Origin of the sequence: Actinomycetospora sp. CA-053990, assembly GCF_050948445.1 — a bacterium.
In the GTDB taxonomy this organism is placed as follows: Bacteria; Actinomycetota; Actinomycetes; order Mycobacteriales; family Pseudonocardiaceae; genus Actinomycetospora; species Actinomycetospora callitridis.
In genome coordinates this window covers 1,163,759-1,178,212 of the sequence record NZ_CP192043.1, presented here as the reverse complement: position 1 = coordinate 1,178,212, position 14,454 = coordinate 1,163,759, and the positions used below count along the sequence as shown (strand labels likewise).

The following is a 14,454-nucleotide window of genomic DNA, read 5'->3' as shown; positions in this document are numbered from 1 at the left end:
CCGCGGCGCGCATCAGCGGGGCTCGATCTCGCCCATCTCGCCCCAGCCGTCCTGCGGGACGTTCTGGACGTTGATGATCTTCGGCTTCTGCGCGACCCAGTCGGGCGCCTGCGCGGTGAACTTCTGGAAGTGGTCGGACTGGACGTGCGCCTCGCCGGCGTCGTCCTGGAACGCCTCGACGAGGACGTAGGTGTTGTCCTCCTCGAGGTGCCGGGACCACTCGAAGAAGATGTTGCCCGGCTCCTGGCGCACCGCGTCGGTGAACTCCTTGACCAGGGACGGGAACTGCTCGGCGTACTCCGGCTTCACGGTCCACTTGACGTTGATCAGGATCAAGGCCGTCTCTCCATCCGTCCGGGGTCGGGGTGCGGTGCGCATCCTCGCGCGGCGGAGCGGGGGTCCGCCACGGACCGTTTCCGGTCGTCGGCCGCCGGGGCCACACTGGCGGGGTGGAGCCGGTGTCGGACGGACGGTCGGGGGTGCCCGGCGAGGCTCTGCGCGGGCACGTCGCCTATCACGGGTACGACATGCGCGGCGGTCCGCCGGGCGTGCACCGCGGCCTGCCCTCGCCGTACCTGACACTGATCGTCACGTTCGGCGAGCCGCTGGTCATGCGCACGTCGGACGGCGGCCTGGCCCGGCGCCGCACGGCGATCGGCGGCCTGCACACGACGCCCGAGGAGATCGTCCACGACGGCCGCCAGTCCGGGGTGCACGTCGTGCTCGACCCCCTCGCGGCCCGGGCCCTGCTCGGGAGGCCCGCCTCGGAGCTCGCGGGGATCACCGTCGACGGCGACGACGTCCTCGGCGCCGTGACGCGCGAGCTCGAGGAGCGGGTCGAGGCCGCCGAGGGCTGGGACGGGCGCTTCGCCGCGCTCGACGACGTCCTGCAGCGAGCGCTGGCCCTCGACCCTCCGGGCCGCCCCATCGCCCCCGAGGTGCGCCGGGCCTGGCGTCGGCTCGTGGGGTCGGCCGGCACCGTCCCCGTGCACGCGCTCGCCGACGAGGTCGGCTGGAGCGAACGCCACCTCGGTCAGCGCTTCCGGGCCGAGATCGGCGTGGCCCCGAAGGTCGCGGGCCGGATGGCCCGCTTCGACCGTGCCCGGCGACGCCTGGCCGCGCGTGCCGTCGCCGGCGGACCCCTCGGGCTCGCGGACATCGCCGCCGACGGGGGCTACGCCGACCAGGCCCACCTCACCCGGGAGTTCGGCGCGCTCGCCGGCTGCTCCCCCACCCGGTGGCTCGCCGAGGAGATCGGGAACGTCCAAGACGCCGGGGCCCCCGACACGGCACCGTGAGCGCCATGGACACCTCCTCCACGACCGACGCCAAGACCCCGCCGCCCCAGATCTGGCCCACGCTGGCCGCCCGGGACGCCCGCGCCCTCATGGCGTTCCTGACCGAGGTCCTCGGCTTCGTCGAGGTCGTCGCGTACGCCGACGACTCCGGCGTCGTGCAGCACGCCGAGCTGGCCTGGCCCAGCGGCGGCGGGATCATGATGGGCCAGCAGCGTCCGGGCACCGACGTGCGCGCGACGGCCTCCGGCTCGTTCACCGCCTACGTCGTCGTGCCCGACGCCGCCGAGATCGACGCCATCGCCGGGCGGGTCCGGGACCACGGAGGCGGCGAGGTCACCCAGGGCCCCTACGACACCGACTACGGCTCCCACGACGTCGCCGTGCGCGACCCGGAGGGCAACCACTGGCAGTTCGGGACCTATCACGGCGCGCCCCCGCCGTGAGCATCGCGGATGCTTCGGTTTCCGAAGCATCCGGCCGCGATCAGGGCGGCAGTTCGTCCGCCGGGCCGGCGGCCGCTCGCCATGAGTCCTCCCGCGGACGCTTCGGTTTCCGAAGCGTCCGGCAGGGCCCGATCGGCGGCGTGCGTCAGACGGGGAACGACAGGTGCTGATGGATCATCGACCAGCCCTCGCTCGTCCGCCGGAAGACCCTGGTGCCGCGGGAGAGCACCGGCTCGGCGTCCGGGCCGGGCGTGATGTGGTCGATCCCCCATGAGACCGCGATGTCGCCGCCGGCGACGACCCGGAGGTCGGGGATCTCCCAGCGCACCGACTCCGGCGAGGCCTCGAGCCCCGCCCGGCAGACCTCGCGGACGTCGTCGATGCCGACGTACTCCAGCGGACCCTCCATCTCGTAGGAGACGATGTCGTCGGCGATCGGCGCGACGAGCGCGTCGAGGTCCCCGGCGGCGGTGTCCTCCGCCCACTTCCGGTGCACGTCGCGGACCGCCTGCTGGTCCTCCTCCACGATGTGGCTCTCGTCGGGGAACGAGTGGTGCTCGTGCGCCACCACCCACCGGCCCTCCTCGCGGCGCAGGCCGAGGGTGAGCCGCAGCCGGAGGTCGGGGCGGGCGGCGACGGCCTCGGGGGTGTCGCAGCGCAGCAGGGCGTGGGCGAACGCGACGTCGGCGCCGGCGGTGACCTCCAGCTCGACGATGTCGAAGCACCCGCCGGAGGCCTGGAACCCGAAGAACGGGGGCCAGGCCGCGGTGTAGTCGGCGAGACCGCGGATCCCCTCCTGCGGCGGGGGCACGTCGAACATGACGATGTCCTCGGCGTGGTCGGCGACGACCGTCTCGAGGTCGCCGACGTGCACGGCGTGGGCCCAGCGCTCGATCAGCTCGCGGATCTCGCGCTCGGCGTCGTTGTCGGCCATGGGGCTGTCCTCCCGGGTTCGGATGGCGTCCTCACCCGGTGGAACTCCCGCGGCCGCGCCGACTCATCGGTCCGGTGGGGAACTCACGACGCGCAGAACCTCACGACGCCCAGAACCTCAGGACGCCAGGAACGCCGCCGGGGGCAGCGCGGCCGGGTCGGCGGTGGCCCAGCGGCCCGGGTCGGGGCCGAGCGAGGCGAGCAGGCGGATCTGGTCGGCGCACCACGGCGAGATCCCCGACCAGCGCTCGGCGAGGACCTCGTCGCGGAACGACGCCCACGGCACGGTGCGGATCTCGTCGACCTCGCCGGGGTCCGGCTCCCGGGGCACGTCGTGGGTGCGGGCGACGAAGACGGGGCACATCTCGTTCTCGCGCACACCGCCCTGCTCCGCGTCGTACCGGAAGGCGGGCAGGACGAGGCGCAGGCCGTCGAGATCGATGCCGAGCTCCTGGCGCCCGCGACGGCGGACGGCCTCGTCCATCGGCTCGTCCGGCGCCGGGTGGCCGCAGAACGAGTTGGTCCACACGCCGGGGAAGGTCCTCTTGCTGCGGGCACGCCGGGTCAGCAGCAGGTCGCCGCTCCCGTCGAACACGTAGCAGGAGAACGCCAGGTGCAAGGGCGTGGCGTCGTGGTGGACCTCGGCCTTCGCCGCCGTCCCCGTCGCCGCCCCGGACTCGTCGAGAAGCACGACCCGTTCGATGATCCCCATAACGGACACAGCTTCCCCTGCGCCCCGCGCGGCGGCACCTCGAAGCGCCGACGACTCACGCGACCGGGAGGCAGAGGGTAGGCACGGGATCCCGTCGCCACTGGTCACGCGCTCGACAGGAGCGCGGAGGGGCGAAACGTGGTATCCAAGACAGATCGGTGGCCCCGGGCTCGTCCCTCGAGCCCGGGGCCACCTCTCGCCGCTGCCGCTGGCGCCACCACAACACCGCGCAGCGATGAGGCAAGCCTAACCTCATCCGCGGCGGGCGCGCCACCCCCCTTTTCACCAGGGCCCGTGTGGCCCGTGCCTCCCGCCGTGCCCGTGACCCCCGGGACCGCGCCCGTGCCAGCGCCCGTGCCGTGCGCCGAGCACCAGGAACAGCAGCGGGAGCACCAGCAGGCCGCCGGCCGAGCCCGTCGCCGCCGCGCCCACCAGCAGCGCCGGCAGCACGAGCACGAGCAGCATCACCAGCGCGACGCCGAGGGCCGGACCGGCCGGGGCGGGCCGGCGGTCCCGGACCTGCTCGGGCGCCGGCGCCGCCAGCACCGGGGGCGGCGGCGCAACGTGGGGGTGGGGCAACGGCGGGTGCGGCGCCGGCAGGTCGAGGAACAGGGGTTCCAGGTCGGATCGGTGGACGGCGACGGCCGCGCGGGCGGACCGTTCGCCGAACTCATCGATGTCGAGGCGCCCCGCCTCGAGGTGCGTGCCCAGGGCCTGCAGGGCGGCCGCGCGCTCGGCGTCGCTCACCCGCAGATCCGGCGGCCCACTCCGGTCGGGCAGGCGTGACCGGCGCTCCTCCGGGTCGCCCTGCCCCTCGCGCTCGGCTGCTCCCTCGGTGTCCACGGCGCCTCCTCCTGCCGGGCGCGGCGGCCCCGTCCGCGTCACCCGGCACCCACCATCGTGCGCTCCCGGACGCCGGATCGCCGTGAGGATCACGCGCGGACTGAGGGCAGGCTCAGTTTTCTGGAATCGTTCCAATCTTCGTGGGACGATGAGGACATGAGTGAGACCGTGAGCAGCTCCGGGACCCCGGGCGAGGTCCACCCCGAACCGCACGGCGGCGAGCTCTCCCAGCGCCTCAACGCCCTGCGCGCCGGCGTGCTCGGCGCCAACGACGGGATCGTGTCGACCGCGGGCATCGTCGTCGGCGTCGCCGGCGCGACGGTCGAACGCGCCCCCATCGTCACGGCCGGGATCGCGGGCCTCGTGGCGGGTGCGGTCTCGATGGCCCTCGGCGAGTACGTGTCGGTGTCCAGCCAGCGCGACTCCGAGCGCGCCCAGCTGGCGAAGGAGAAGCGCGAGCTGCGCGAGACGCCCGACGAGGAGCTCGAGGAGCTCACCGAGCTCTACGAGGAGAAGGGCCTCTCGCGGGCGACCGCGCGGCAGGTGGCCGTCGAGCTCACCGAGCACGACGCGCTCTCCGCCCACGTCGACGCCGAGCTCCACCTCGACCCCGACGAGCTGACCAGCCCCTGGCGGGCGGCGGGCGCCTCGGCGGTCGCGTTCACGCTCGGCGCGCTGCTGCCGCTGATCGCGGTGGTCGTCACCCCGGTGACGTGGCGGGTCCCCGTCACCGTCGCGGTGGTGCTCCTCGCGCTCGGGCTCGCGGGCTGGGCGGGCGCCCGGCTCGGCGGCGCGACCCCGCGGCGGGCGGTGCTGCGGGTGATGATCGGCGGCGCGCTGGGCCTCGCCGCGACCTACGGCATCGGCTACCTGGTGGGCGGCGCGGTCGGCTGAGCGTCCCCGGCGGCCCGCAGGTAGCGCGCGGCCACCACCCGCAGCTCGTCGGACAGGGCGTCGGGCGACTCGACGGTGAACTCCGCACCGAGCCCGAGCAGGATGATGCTCGCGGCGCGGGCGTCGTCGGTGGACAGCCACACCCGGCAGGCCTCCGGCCCGTCCGGCTCGATGCGCACCTGGTCGGTCCAGATCGTCGCCCGCACCTGCTCGGCCGACGCCTCGACGCGCACGACGCAGCGGAACGGCCGGACGTCGGCGACGCGGTCGGAGACGAACGCCGCCGGGTCGCCGCCCGGGATCTCGCGCGGGGCGAAGCGCGGTCCGGTCGGGAGCCCGTCGGGCGCCAGCCGTGGCGTGAGGCGGTCGACGCGCAGGGTGCGCCAGTCCTCGCGGTCGCGGTCCCAGGCCACGAGGTACCAGCGCCGGCCCCAGGCGACGAGATGGATCGGCTCGATGCGCCGGCGGGTCGCGGCCCCGTCGCGGGCGGTGTAGTCGATCTCGAGGACGCGCCGGTCGCGGCACGCCCCGCCCACGACGGCGAGCACCGAGGGGTCGACGGTCGGCGCGACGCGCGGCGCCACGATCGCCACCGGCATCGCGGAGACCCGGTGCCGCAGGCGCGCGGGCAGGATCCGCTCGAGCTTGACCAGCGCGGCCAGCGCCGTCTCCCCCGTGCCCGCCACCCCGGACCCGGCCGCGGTGCGCAGCGTCACCGCGACCGCGACGGCCTCGTCGTCGTCGAGCAGCAGCGGTGGGAGCGCGGCCCCGGAGCCGAGGCGGTAGCCGCCGCCCGGACCGAAGCCGACCTCGACCGGGTAGTCGAGCCCGCGGAGCTTGTCGACGTCCCGGCGCACGGTGCGGGTGGTGATGCCCAGGCGCTCGGCGAGCTCCGGGCCGGTCCACTCCGGGCGGGCCTGCAGCAGCGAGAGCAGGCGCAGCAGGCGGGCGGAGGTCTCGAGCACGCCCTCAGTGTGCCCCGTGAGGCGGACGGGAACGGTCCGCTATGCCCGGAACCCCTCGCGCGCGCCGTCCAGGCCCTCGAGCAGCGCCGGCACGTCGGACCACGTGGTGACCAGCGAGAACCCGTCGCCCGCGCGGGCGGCGGCGTACCGGGCGCGGGTCGCGTGGACGGCCGCGCGCGTGCCCGCGGCGGCGCAGGCGTCGAGGACGCGCCGGAACGCGTCGTGGATCGCGGGCTCCTCGCGGTTCTGCGCGGGGCCGAGCCCGAGGGCGACGCCAAGGTCGCCGGGCCCGACGAACAGCCCGTCCAGGCCCGGCACCGCGGCGATCTCACCGGCCCGGTCCAGGGCGTCGGCGGTCTCGATCATCGCGAAGACGAGGACGGAGCCTGCGGAGCCCACGGGGTCGGCGCCGGGACGCAGCGCGGTGCGCACGGGGCCGAACGAGCGGCGCCCGGCCGGCGGGTAGCGGCAGGCGGCGACGAGCTCGGTGGCGGTCGCGACGTCGGAGACCATCGGGGCGATCACGCCGCGGACCCCGAGGTCGAGCACGAACCCCACGGAGGCCTCGTCGACGGCGGGCAGGCGCACCAGCGCGGCGAGCCCGTGGGCGTCGATGGCGCGGACCGCGGCGGCGGTCGACGCGCGGTCGAACAGGCCGTGCTGGAGATCGAGGGTCAGGGCGTCGAGGACGTCGTGCCCCGCGGCGTACGCGGCCACGACCTCGACGAGGTGGGCGTCCGGGACGGTGAGCCAGCCGTTGCGGGCCGCACGGCCCGCGGACCAGGCTGCGTGCACCGTGTCGAGGGGGCCCGTGTCGAGAGGGCCCGTGTCGAGGGGTTCTGCCACCCGTCCACCCTCTCCGTCAGCGCCGAGCCGAGACGTCGCTCACCTTCTCACGACTACTCCGTTCGAGGGCGGCGGACAGGTGTTCCGGGCCCGTACGATCAGCGGCGATGGCCGCTCCCTCCCGTGCCCCCTCGCGCGCTGCCTCTCGAGCGGGACGCACGACACCGACACCCCGGTTCACGTTCGCGCGCGACACCGCGTACCGGATCACCGTGCGGGGCGAGGGCGGCGAACGGCAGGACCACGCCCTCGACGCCTACCAGGGCTGGCTCGCCGGCCCTGACGGCATCCGCCACCGGTTCGGGGCGCACCCGCGCACCCGCATCGAGCTGCGTGACGACACCATCCGGACCGTCGTCGGCCCCTGAGGCACGTCACGGCGCACCTCACGGCCGGGCTGCGGGCACGCCGACCGGACCCGGTGGGCGGGCGCATGCGGGGTACGCCCGTCCACCGGGTCCGGTCGACCCGTCGTGCCACTTCGTATCCCACTGACCTCCTGCCGCCTCCGACCCGGCGGGACGTCGTGGGGTGTCTCCCCCCGGCAGCCGCCTCAGGAGACGAGGCCGCAGCGGAAGCCCTGGGCCACCGCCTGGGCCCGGTCGGCCGCCGAGAGCTTGCGGAACAGTCGGCGGGCGTGGGTCTTCACCGTGTCCTCGGACAGGTAGAGCTCGCGGCCGATCTGGCCGTTGCTCTTGCCCTGGCTCATCCCGCGCAGGACCTGCATCTCGCGCTCGGTGAGGTTGACGCCCGCGCCCGGCTGCGCGCCGCGCTGCATGGGCATGGCGCCGACCTCGGCGCCGGCGGCCGAGTGGGCCAGCGCGGCGACCAGCTCGGGGCGCGAGGCGTCCCAGCGCAGGTAGCCGCGGGCACCGCCGGCGATCGCGGCGGCGATGCTGCCGCCGTCGTCCGGGGCGCCGAAGACCATGACGTTGGCCTGGGGGTGCGCGGCCATGAGGCGACGGGTCGCCTCGGCGCCCGAGGCCACGGCGCGCTGCGTCCCCACGAAGACGACGTCCGCGCTCTGGCGGGCGTAGCGGGTGAGCAGCTCGTCGGCCGTGGACACACAGTCGATGCGCTGGACGCCGGGGACCGCGGACATGACGCGCGTCAGTCCCTCGCGGACACTGCGCCGGTCGTCGCAGATCAGAACCGTCCTCATACAGACTCCGTCCGAGATGGGGAGACCGCCCGTGCTGGGCGCTGTCCCTCTCATCGGCCGTCCCACCCGTCCGCTTGACCCCCGAATGACAAAGGCGTGGTTATGAACCCCCGATGGAGTGGCGCATGAACGCCCGCCGCGTGCTGGTCGTCAACGGTCCCAACCTCAACCTCCTGGGTCGCCGGGAACCCGAGGTCTACGGCACCAACACCCTGTCCGACCTGGAGGAGCGCTGCCGGCGCACCGCCGCCGACCTCGGTCTGGAGGTCGACGCGCGCCAGAGCAACCACGAGGGCGCGCTCATCGACACCGTCCAGGAGGCCATGTCCGGCCACGGCGGAGTGATCATCAATCCGGGCGGCTACACCCACACGTCCGTGGCCCTGCGCGACGCGCTGGCCGCACTGCCGGTCCCGGTGGTCGAGGTGCACCTGTCGAACGTGCACGCCCGCGAGGCGTTCCGGTCGCACTCCTACGTGTCACCCGTGGCCACGGCCGTGATCGCCGGGGCCGGGGTGACGGGGTACGACCTGGCGCTGCGTTTCCTCGCCGAACGACTCGTGCGTCAGACCTGAGCCCGGGTCGCCAGCGCGGCCAGCTCGCCCGCGAGGGCGTCCGGGAACTGCAGGGGCAGGAAGTGGCTGCCCGGCAGGCGCACGAGCCGGGCGTCGGGCAGGGCCGCCGCGAGGGCCGCCATGTCCGCGGGCGGGGCGAGGGTGTCCAGATCGCCGGACACGACCGTGACGGGCACGCGGAGCGAGCCCAGGTCGTCCGGCGTGGGGTGCTCGGCCGCGGCGAGCACGAGCCGCGAGAACCAGGTCCAGTCGTGGCGGGCGAACTCCCGCGCCACCTCGGCCAGCGTGATCATCGGCGCGGCGGACCCCGTGGGGTCGAGGTACGCCGGGTCCACACCGGCGCGCCCGAGGGCCTCGCGGCCGGCGTCCATGCTCCGGGGCAGCAGGTTGATCAGCCCGGCCGCCGGCGGCCCGACCACCCGCAGCAGCCACCCTCGATCTGCGCCGCACGCCGGTGCACGCCCTCGGGCACCTGGGCGGGCAGGGCGAGAGCTGGGGCAGCACCCGGAACGCCCCGGTCGCCGCGCCGCCGAGGACGAGCAGGCCCGCGACGCGGTCGGGCGCGCGCCGGGCGGCCTCGATGGCGATCGCGACGCCCACCGACCAGCCGACGACGAGGGCGCGGGACATCCCGGCGGCGTCCATGACCGTGAACAGGTCGTCGACGTGGTCGTCCACGGCGATGCGCGTCTCGTCGTCCGGGCGCGACGAGCCGCCGAGACCGCGGTGGTGCCAGCTCGTCGCGTGGTAGCCGCAGTCCGCGCCGTGCAGGAACGGCCATGCCGTGGGGCTCGCCCCGAGGCCGTTGGACACGACCACGGGCACGCCCTGCGCGCCGTTGTCCCAGCGGCGCAGGAGCGTCCCGTCGCGGGCGAGCAGGTCCTCCCGGTACTCCGGGTCCTCAGGGGGCGTCACGGCGCGTCAGGACGCCGCGGTGGCGGCGCGCTTCGCGATCTCCTCCTCCGAGAGGTAGTCGCGCGTCTCCTCGAAGGACGACGTCTCGCTCTTGCGCCCCGTGAGGAAGCCGATGCGGATGAAGTCGTCGCCCCCGAAGAAGTGCAGGATCCAGTTGGCCACGACCCGGGCGCGCGTGCGCGTCAGCGGCAGCGCGTAGAGGTGGTAGCCCCGGGTCACGGCCTGGGCGAGCATGCCCGTGAGGCGCAGCTTGAGCGGGTGGGCCACCGCCTGGGTGCCGCCGAGGTCGACGACGAGCCCCAGGTCGTGGTGCTTGTACTCGCGCAGCGACTCACCCCGCAGGGAGGCGACGACGTTCTGCGCGGCGACGACCGCCTGGCGCGTCGCGTGCTGGGCGGTGGGCGGGCAGAGCGTGGAGCCGGGGTCCTCGGCGGTGAGGTCGGGCACGGCGGCCGCGTCGCCGAGCACGAACACCTCGTCGTAGCCGTCGAGACGCAGGTCGGTGCCGCACTTGACCCGGCCGCGCACGAGCTCGACGCCGAGCTGCTTCACCAGCGGGCTCGCGGTGACTCCGGCCGTCCACACGAGCGTCTTCGTCGGCAGGGTGTCGCCGTCGGTGAGCGTGACGCTGTCGGCGGTGACCTCCTCGACACCGGTCTCGAGCCGCACCCCGATGCCACGGCGACGCAGCAGGTCGAGGGCCTCCTCGCCGAGGCGCTGCCCGAGCTCGGGCATGAGGCGCGGCGCGATGTCGACGAGGGTCCACTTGACCAGCGTCGGGTCGAGGCGCGGGAAGCGCTTCATCGCGGCGTCGGTGAGCAGCTCGAGGCACGCCGCGGTCTCGGTGCCCGCGTAGCCGCCGCCGACCACGACGAAGTGGCAGCGCGCGGCGCGCTCCTCGGGGTCGGTCGACGCGTTGGCGAGCTCGAGCTGCGAGAGCACGTGGTCGCGCAGGTAGGCGGCCTCGCCGAGGTTCTTCATCCCCAGCCCGTGCTCCTCGAGCCCCGGGATGTCGAACTGGCGGGTGACGCTGCCCGCGGAGATCACCAGCCGGTCGTACGGCAGGTCGACGACGTCCTCGCTGATCTTCTTGACCACGGCGACCTTGCGCTGGAGGTCGAGCCCGATCACCTGGCCCGGCAGGCGCTGGGAGCGGTGGATGGCCCGGGGCAGCGGGACGGTGACCGACTGCGCGGTGATCACGCCTGCGGCCACCTGCGGCAGCAGGGGCAGGTAGAGCATGTAGTCGTGGGGGTTGACCACCACGATCTCGACCTCGCCGCGTGCCAGCTCGCCCTTGAGCTCACGTTCGAGGCGCTGGACGCACTTCAAGCCGGCGAACCCTGCGCCGACCACCACGATGCGCTGCGCGCTCATGCGAACGTCCTCCCATCAGTCCCCGTGGGCATTGTCCGCCCGCAAGTGTCGTTCGTGATGATTTCCCCTGGTACCGCGCCCGGACACCTTCCCGGACCGAGCGACCGCGCACCCATGACGGCACTCACAACGCCCGACGGTGCGACGGGCGAGCGCGCGCGTGGAGGACATGGTGTCCTCCTCGCGAGCACCGACCCTGCCCGACCCTCCCGGAGGCCGCGTTGCCGACGACCGTGCTGTTCACCGGCTTCCCCGGATTCCTCGGCAGCGCCCTGCTGCCGCGCACGCTGCGCCGCTCCCCCGACGCGCAGGCCGTGGCGCTGGTGCAGGAACGCTGGCTCGGCCAGGCGCGCCGCACGCTCGAGCGTCTCGAGGCCACCGAGCCGGCGCTGGCCGGGCGCACCCGTCTCGTCGTCGGGGACATCACCCGGCCGGGGCTCGGGCTCGACGACGACGAGGCCGCGTCCCTGCGGAGCGGGCCCCTGGAGATCTTCCACCTCGCCGCGGTGTACGACCTGTCCGTCGCCCCGGAGCTCGCCTGGTCGGTGAACGTCGAGGGCACCCGGAACGTCGTCGACCTCGCCCGCGGCGCCGACGAGCTCGTGCGGCTGCAGTACGTCAGCACCTGCTACGTCTCCGGGCGCTACCCGGGCCTCTTCTTCGAGGACGACCTGGAGCTGGGCCAGCGCTTCTCCAACCACTACGAGCACACCAAGCACGAGGCCGAGCGGATCGTCGCGAAGGCGCGCGAGGCCGGCATGCCGGTGACGATCTACCGGCCCTCGGTGGTCGTCGGCGACAGCCGCACCGGCGAGACCCAGAAGTACGACGGGCCCTACTACGCGCTGCAGCTCATCGCCCGCCAGGGACGCGTGGCCGTGATGCCGCTGCCCGGCGACCCCTCGCGCGTCCACTTCAACCTGGTGCCCAGCGACTTCGTCGTCGACGCCATCGCCGCGCTCGCGCCGCACCCGGGTGCCGTCGACCGCACCGTCGCCCTCGCCGCCCCGCACCCGCCGACCGTGCTCGGCATGTGCGAGACCTTCGCCGCGCACACCGACAAGAAGCTGCGCGTCGTGCCGGTGCCGACCTCGCTCTCGCGCTTCTCGATCGATCACCTGCCGGGCGTCGGACGGCTGTTCAAGCTGCCCTCGTCGACGCTGGACTACCTGACCCACCCCACCGACTACGACGTCACCGCGACCACCGCGCTCCTGGCCGAGGTCGGAGTGCGCTGCCCGACCTTCGCCGAGCACGTCGGCGCGATGGTGGCCTACCACCGCGAGCACCCGGACGTGGGCAGCGCCGCGATGGTCTGAGGGCTGCGATGGTCTGACGGACGGGGTCCTAGACTCGCCCCGATGGTCGGGCACCCGGCGCGTTCCGCACTGCGCATCGCGCTCATCGACTCGGGCTGCGGTCTGCTGCCCACCGCGGGCTGGCTGCGCCACCTGCGCCCGGACCTGGCGCTCGATCTCTACCTCGACCCCGAGGGCATGCCGTGGGGCTCGAAGCCGTCGCCGTGGATCGTCGACCGCGTCGTGGGCACCGGGCGCCTCGCCGTCGAGCGCGGCGCGGACGCCGTCGTCGTCCCGTGCAACACCGCGTCGGTGACGGCGGTGGTGCCGTTGCGCGCGGCCCTCGAGCCCGACCGCCCGGTGGTGGCGACCGTCCCCGCGGTGAAGCCGGCCGGGGCCACCGGCGTGCCGTTCGCGGTGTGGGCCACCGAGCGCACCACGGTCAGCGACTACCAGCGCGACCTCCTCGAGCGCTTCGCCGCGCCCGGCCAGGCCGAGTCGGTCGCCTGCCCCGGCCTCGCGACGGCCGTCGAGCACGCCGACGCCGCGGCGGTGCGCGAGGCCGTCGCCCTCGCCGCCTCCCGCACCCCGGAGCGCTGCCGCTCGGTGGTGCTCGGCTGCACGCACTACCCGCTGGTGGTCGAGGACATCCTCGCCGCGCTGCCGCCCGGCACCGCGCTGCACGACAGCTCGCGGGCCGTCGCCGGGCAGGCGCTGCGCCGCCTCGGCGTGCCCGAGGACCCCTCGCGCGAGCCCGCCGAGGTCCGGGTGCACCTCGGCGGCGACGAGGGGCCACTGCCCGAGGCCGCGCTCGCCTACCCCGTCGGCCGAGGGCTGGCCCGCGGCGGACGGATCGGCCGCGACGAGCTGCCGGTCACCGACGAGTCGTCGCAGCAGACCCGCCCGGACACCGCGGCCCCCTCGGCGACGCCGGTCTGACTCCCCGGGGCTCAGCAGGCGCCGTAGTGTTCCGCCCGTGATCCCCGTCGAGAACATCCGCGACTGGCGCGGGCGCCCCGTCGTCGACCCGGTCGAGGCGAAGATCGGCGACCTCGAGGCCGTGTACGTCGACACCCTCGGCGACGAGCCGGTGTTCGCGACCATCAAGGTGTCGTCGCTGTTCGGGAAGACGAAGCTCCTGTTCGTGCCGCTCGGCGGGGCCGTCGTCACCCCGGCCCATCTCAAGGTCGCGTTCGGCCGGGAGCTGGTGCGCGAGGCGCCGTTCATCGACCCCGACGGCGAGCTGCACGCCTCCGACGAGCCGGGCGTCTTCAGCCACTACGGGCTGGAGTACCGCACCGGGTCGCTGGGCGAGCGGCGGCTGGCGCGGCGGTAGCTCACCGCACCCCGTCCGCAGCCGCCACGGCCTCGCGGCGGACGCGGTCGACGTAGGCCTGCGAGCGGTTGTAGGCGAGGACGGCGGCGCGCCAGTCGTCGCCGCGACGCAGGTCGCGGTCGTCCTCGCACAGGTAGCGGGCGGCGGCCAGGGCGGCGTCGTCGAGGTCGTCGGGGTCGTCCACCCCGTCGCCGTCGCCGTCGGCCCCGTAGAGCGCCCAGGTCGACGGGATGAACTGCAGCGGGCCCACGGCGCGGTCGTAGGTGGTGTCGCCGTCGAGACGCCCGCCGTCGGTGTCGCGGATCTCGCGGTTCCCGCCGGTGCCGTCGAGCTCCGGACCGCGCACCGGGTCGCCCGGGCGCCCCTGGTCGTCGAGCGCGGTGCCGCCGAAGCGCCCGTGGTTCGACTCGACGCGCCCCAGCCCGGCGAGCGTCACCCACGACACCCCGCAGTCGGCGAGCTCGTCGCGGGCGGCGACCTCGGCCCCGGCGTAGGCGACGAGCGCCCGGGCCGGCACCCCGGTCGCGGGCTCGGCCGCGGCCGCCCAGGTGCGGCGGGCGGCCGCGTCGGCCGGGGCGGGCGCGGCGGCGGGCTGGGCGTAGCCCGGGGCCTCATCGGGTCCGGGGCGCACCGCGACCACCACGCCCGCCAGCCCGGCCCCGACGAGCAGGACGAGGACCACCGCGGCGGCGAGCAGCATCTCGAGCTGCCGCGCCTCCGCCGGGTCGCTGCGTCGCGGACTGCTCACGGATGCGGACGCTACGGCGGCCGGAGTGGCCGCCCGGTCAGGTGGGTCGACCGGCGCACGGGCCACCTCTGACCGGAGCAACCGCCCACCGGTACCACCGGGAGTGTCG

General features: G+C 74.9%; 18 protein-coding genes and 1 pseudogene. 8 read left to right on the top strand and 11 right to left on the bottom strand.

The genetic code is table 11. The annotated features are described in order from the left end of the window. Positions 1-12 precede the first annotated feature (12 nt). Positions 13-336: a putative quinol monooxygenase gene (locus tag ACQPYN_RS06075; protein WP_433034620.1), complete on the bottom strand. Its 324-nt coding sequence runs from the start codon at positions 334-336 to the stop codon at positions 13-15. A 113-nt stretch (positions 337-449) separates the two neighbouring features. Here ACQPYN_RS06075 and ACQPYN_RS06070 point away from each other — a divergent pair, with 113 nt between their 5' ends. Further along, on the top strand, positions 450-1,298 hold the full coding sequence (locus tag ACQPYN_RS06070) for a helix-turn-helix domain-containing protein (RefSeq protein ID WP_433034618.1): 849 nt from the start codon (positions 450-452) through the stop codon (positions 1,296-1,298). 5 nt (positions 1,299-1,303) lie between these two features. Then, complete coding sequence (locus ACQPYN_RS06065; protein WP_433034616.1) at positions 1,304-1,741, top strand: VOC family protein; 438 nt, start codon at positions 1,304-1,306, stop codon at positions 1,739-1,741. Between the two features lie 145 nt (positions 1,742-1,886). Here the strand turns inward: ACQPYN_RS06065 and ACQPYN_RS06060 are convergent, their stop codons facing one another. The 3 genes from ACQPYN_RS06060 to ACQPYN_RS06050 form a co-directional block, all read right to left on the bottom strand. Beyond that, complete coding sequence (locus ACQPYN_RS06060; RefSeq protein ID WP_433034614.1) at positions 1,887-2,675, bottom strand: YybH family protein; 789 nt, start codon at positions 2,673-2,675, stop codon at positions 1,887-1,889. 117 nt (positions 2,676-2,792) lie between these two features. Beyond that, positions 2,793-3,377: an isopentenyl-diphosphate Delta-isomerase gene (gene idi, locus ACQPYN_RS06055; RefSeq protein WP_433038751.1), complete on the bottom strand. Its 585-nt coding sequence runs from the start codon at positions 3,375-3,377 to the stop codon at positions 2,793-2,795. Between the two features lie 291 nt (positions 3,378-3,668). After that, positions 3,669-4,229 carry a DUF1707 SHOCT-like domain-containing protein gene (locus ACQPYN_RS06050; RefSeq protein WP_433034612.1) on the bottom strand — a complete coding sequence of 187 codons (561 nt, stop codon included), beginning with the start codon at positions 4,227-4,229 and terminating at the stop codon, positions 3,669-3,671. Between the two features lie 156 nt (positions 4,230-4,385). Between ACQPYN_RS06050 and ACQPYN_RS06045 the strand changes: the two genes are divergently transcribed. Then, positions 4,386-5,123 (top strand): VIT1/CCC1 transporter family protein, encoded by a 738-nt coding sequence (locus ACQPYN_RS06045; RefSeq protein ID WP_433034610.1) that lies wholly within the window; start codon positions 4,386-4,388, stop codon positions 5,121-5,123. Here ACQPYN_RS06045 and ACQPYN_RS06040 read toward each other — a convergent pair. After that, positions 5,096-6,088, bottom strand: a complete 993-nt coding sequence (locus ACQPYN_RS06040) for a helix-turn-helix transcriptional regulator (protein ID WP_433034608.1) — start codon at positions 6,086-6,088, stop codon at positions 5,096-5,098. The genes ACQPYN_RS06045 and ACQPYN_RS06040 overlap by 28 nt on opposite strands. Positions 6,089-6,127: 39 nt before the next feature. Continuing rightward, positions 6,128-6,934: an HpcH/HpaI aldolase family protein gene (locus ACQPYN_RS06035; RefSeq protein WP_433034606.1), complete on the bottom strand. Its 807-nt coding sequence runs from the start codon at positions 6,932-6,934 to the stop codon at positions 6,128-6,130. A gap of 107 nt (positions 6,935-7,041) precedes the next feature. On the opposite strand from ACQPYN_RS06035, the gene ACQPYN_RS06030 reads away from it, so the two are divergent. Then, entirely contained in the window at positions 7,042-7,302 is a 261-nt protein-coding gene (locus tag ACQPYN_RS06030; protein ID WP_433034604.1) for a hypothetical protein, read from the top strand. A gap of 185 nt (positions 7,303-7,487) precedes the next feature. On the opposite strand, the gene ACQPYN_RS06025 is transcribed toward ACQPYN_RS06030, so the two are convergent. After that, positions 7,488-8,096: a response regulator transcription factor gene (locus ACQPYN_RS06025; RefSeq protein ID WP_274192680.1), complete on the bottom strand. Its 609-nt coding sequence runs from the start codon at positions 8,094-8,096 to the stop codon at positions 7,488-7,490. A 125-nt stretch (positions 8,097-8,221) separates the two neighbouring features. Between ACQPYN_RS06025 and aroQ the strand changes: the two genes are divergently transcribed. Further along, on the top strand, positions 8,222-8,671 hold the full coding sequence (gene aroQ, locus ACQPYN_RS06020; protein ID WP_433034601.1) for a type II 3-dehydroquinate dehydratase: 450 nt from the start codon (positions 8,222-8,224) through the stop codon (positions 8,669-8,671). Here the strand turns inward: aroQ and ACQPYN_RS06015 are convergent. The 3 genes and pseudogenes from ACQPYN_RS06015 to ACQPYN_RS06005 form a co-directional block, all read right to left on the bottom strand. Next, entirely contained in the window at positions 8,662-9,090 is a 429-nt protein-coding gene (locus ACQPYN_RS06015; RefSeq protein WP_433034599.1) for an alpha/beta fold hydrolase, read from the bottom strand. The two genes, aroQ and ACQPYN_RS06015, sit on opposite strands and share 10 nt — an antisense overlap. A gap of 154 nt (positions 9,091-9,244) precedes the next feature. Then, positions 9,245-9,484: pseudogene (locus ACQPYN_RS06010) on the bottom strand (alpha/beta fold hydrolase); the annotation flags it as partial. 108 nt (positions 9,485-9,592) lie between these two features. Beyond that, entirely contained in the window at positions 9,593-10,963 is a 1,371-nt protein-coding gene (locus ACQPYN_RS06005; RefSeq protein ID WP_433034597.1) for an NAD(P)/FAD-dependent oxidoreductase, read from the bottom strand. A 221-nt stretch (positions 10,964-11,184) separates the two neighbouring features. Between ACQPYN_RS06005 and ACQPYN_RS06000 the strand changes: the two genes are divergently transcribed. The 3 genes from ACQPYN_RS06000 to ACQPYN_RS05990 are packed head-to-tail and all read left to right on the top strand — an operon-like array spanning position 11,185 to position 13,597. After that, complete coding sequence (locus ACQPYN_RS06000; protein ID WP_433034595.1) at positions 11,185-12,282, top strand: SDR family oxidoreductase; 1,098 nt, start codon at positions 11,185-11,187, stop codon at positions 12,280-12,282. Between the two features lie 42 nt (positions 12,283-12,324). Beyond that, entirely contained in the window at positions 12,325-13,200 is an 876-nt protein-coding gene (locus tag ACQPYN_RS05995) for a glutamate racemase (protein ID WP_433034593.1), read from the top strand. Positions 13,201-13,237: 37 nt separating this feature from the next. Continuing rightward, positions 13,238-13,597 carry a PRC-barrel domain-containing protein gene (locus tag ACQPYN_RS05990; RefSeq protein WP_433034591.1) on the top strand — a complete coding sequence of 120 codons (360 nt, stop codon included), beginning with the start codon at positions 13,238-13,240 and terminating at the stop codon, positions 13,595-13,597. A gap of 1 nt (position 13,598) precedes the next feature. On the opposite strand, the gene ACQPYN_RS05985 is transcribed toward ACQPYN_RS05990, so the two are convergent. Further along, positions 13,599-14,345, bottom strand: coding sequence for a lytic murein transglycosylase (locus ACQPYN_RS05985; protein ID WP_433034589.1), 747 nt, complete (start codon positions 14,343-14,345; stop codon positions 13,599-13,601). Positions 14,346-14,454 lie beyond the last annotated feature (109 nt).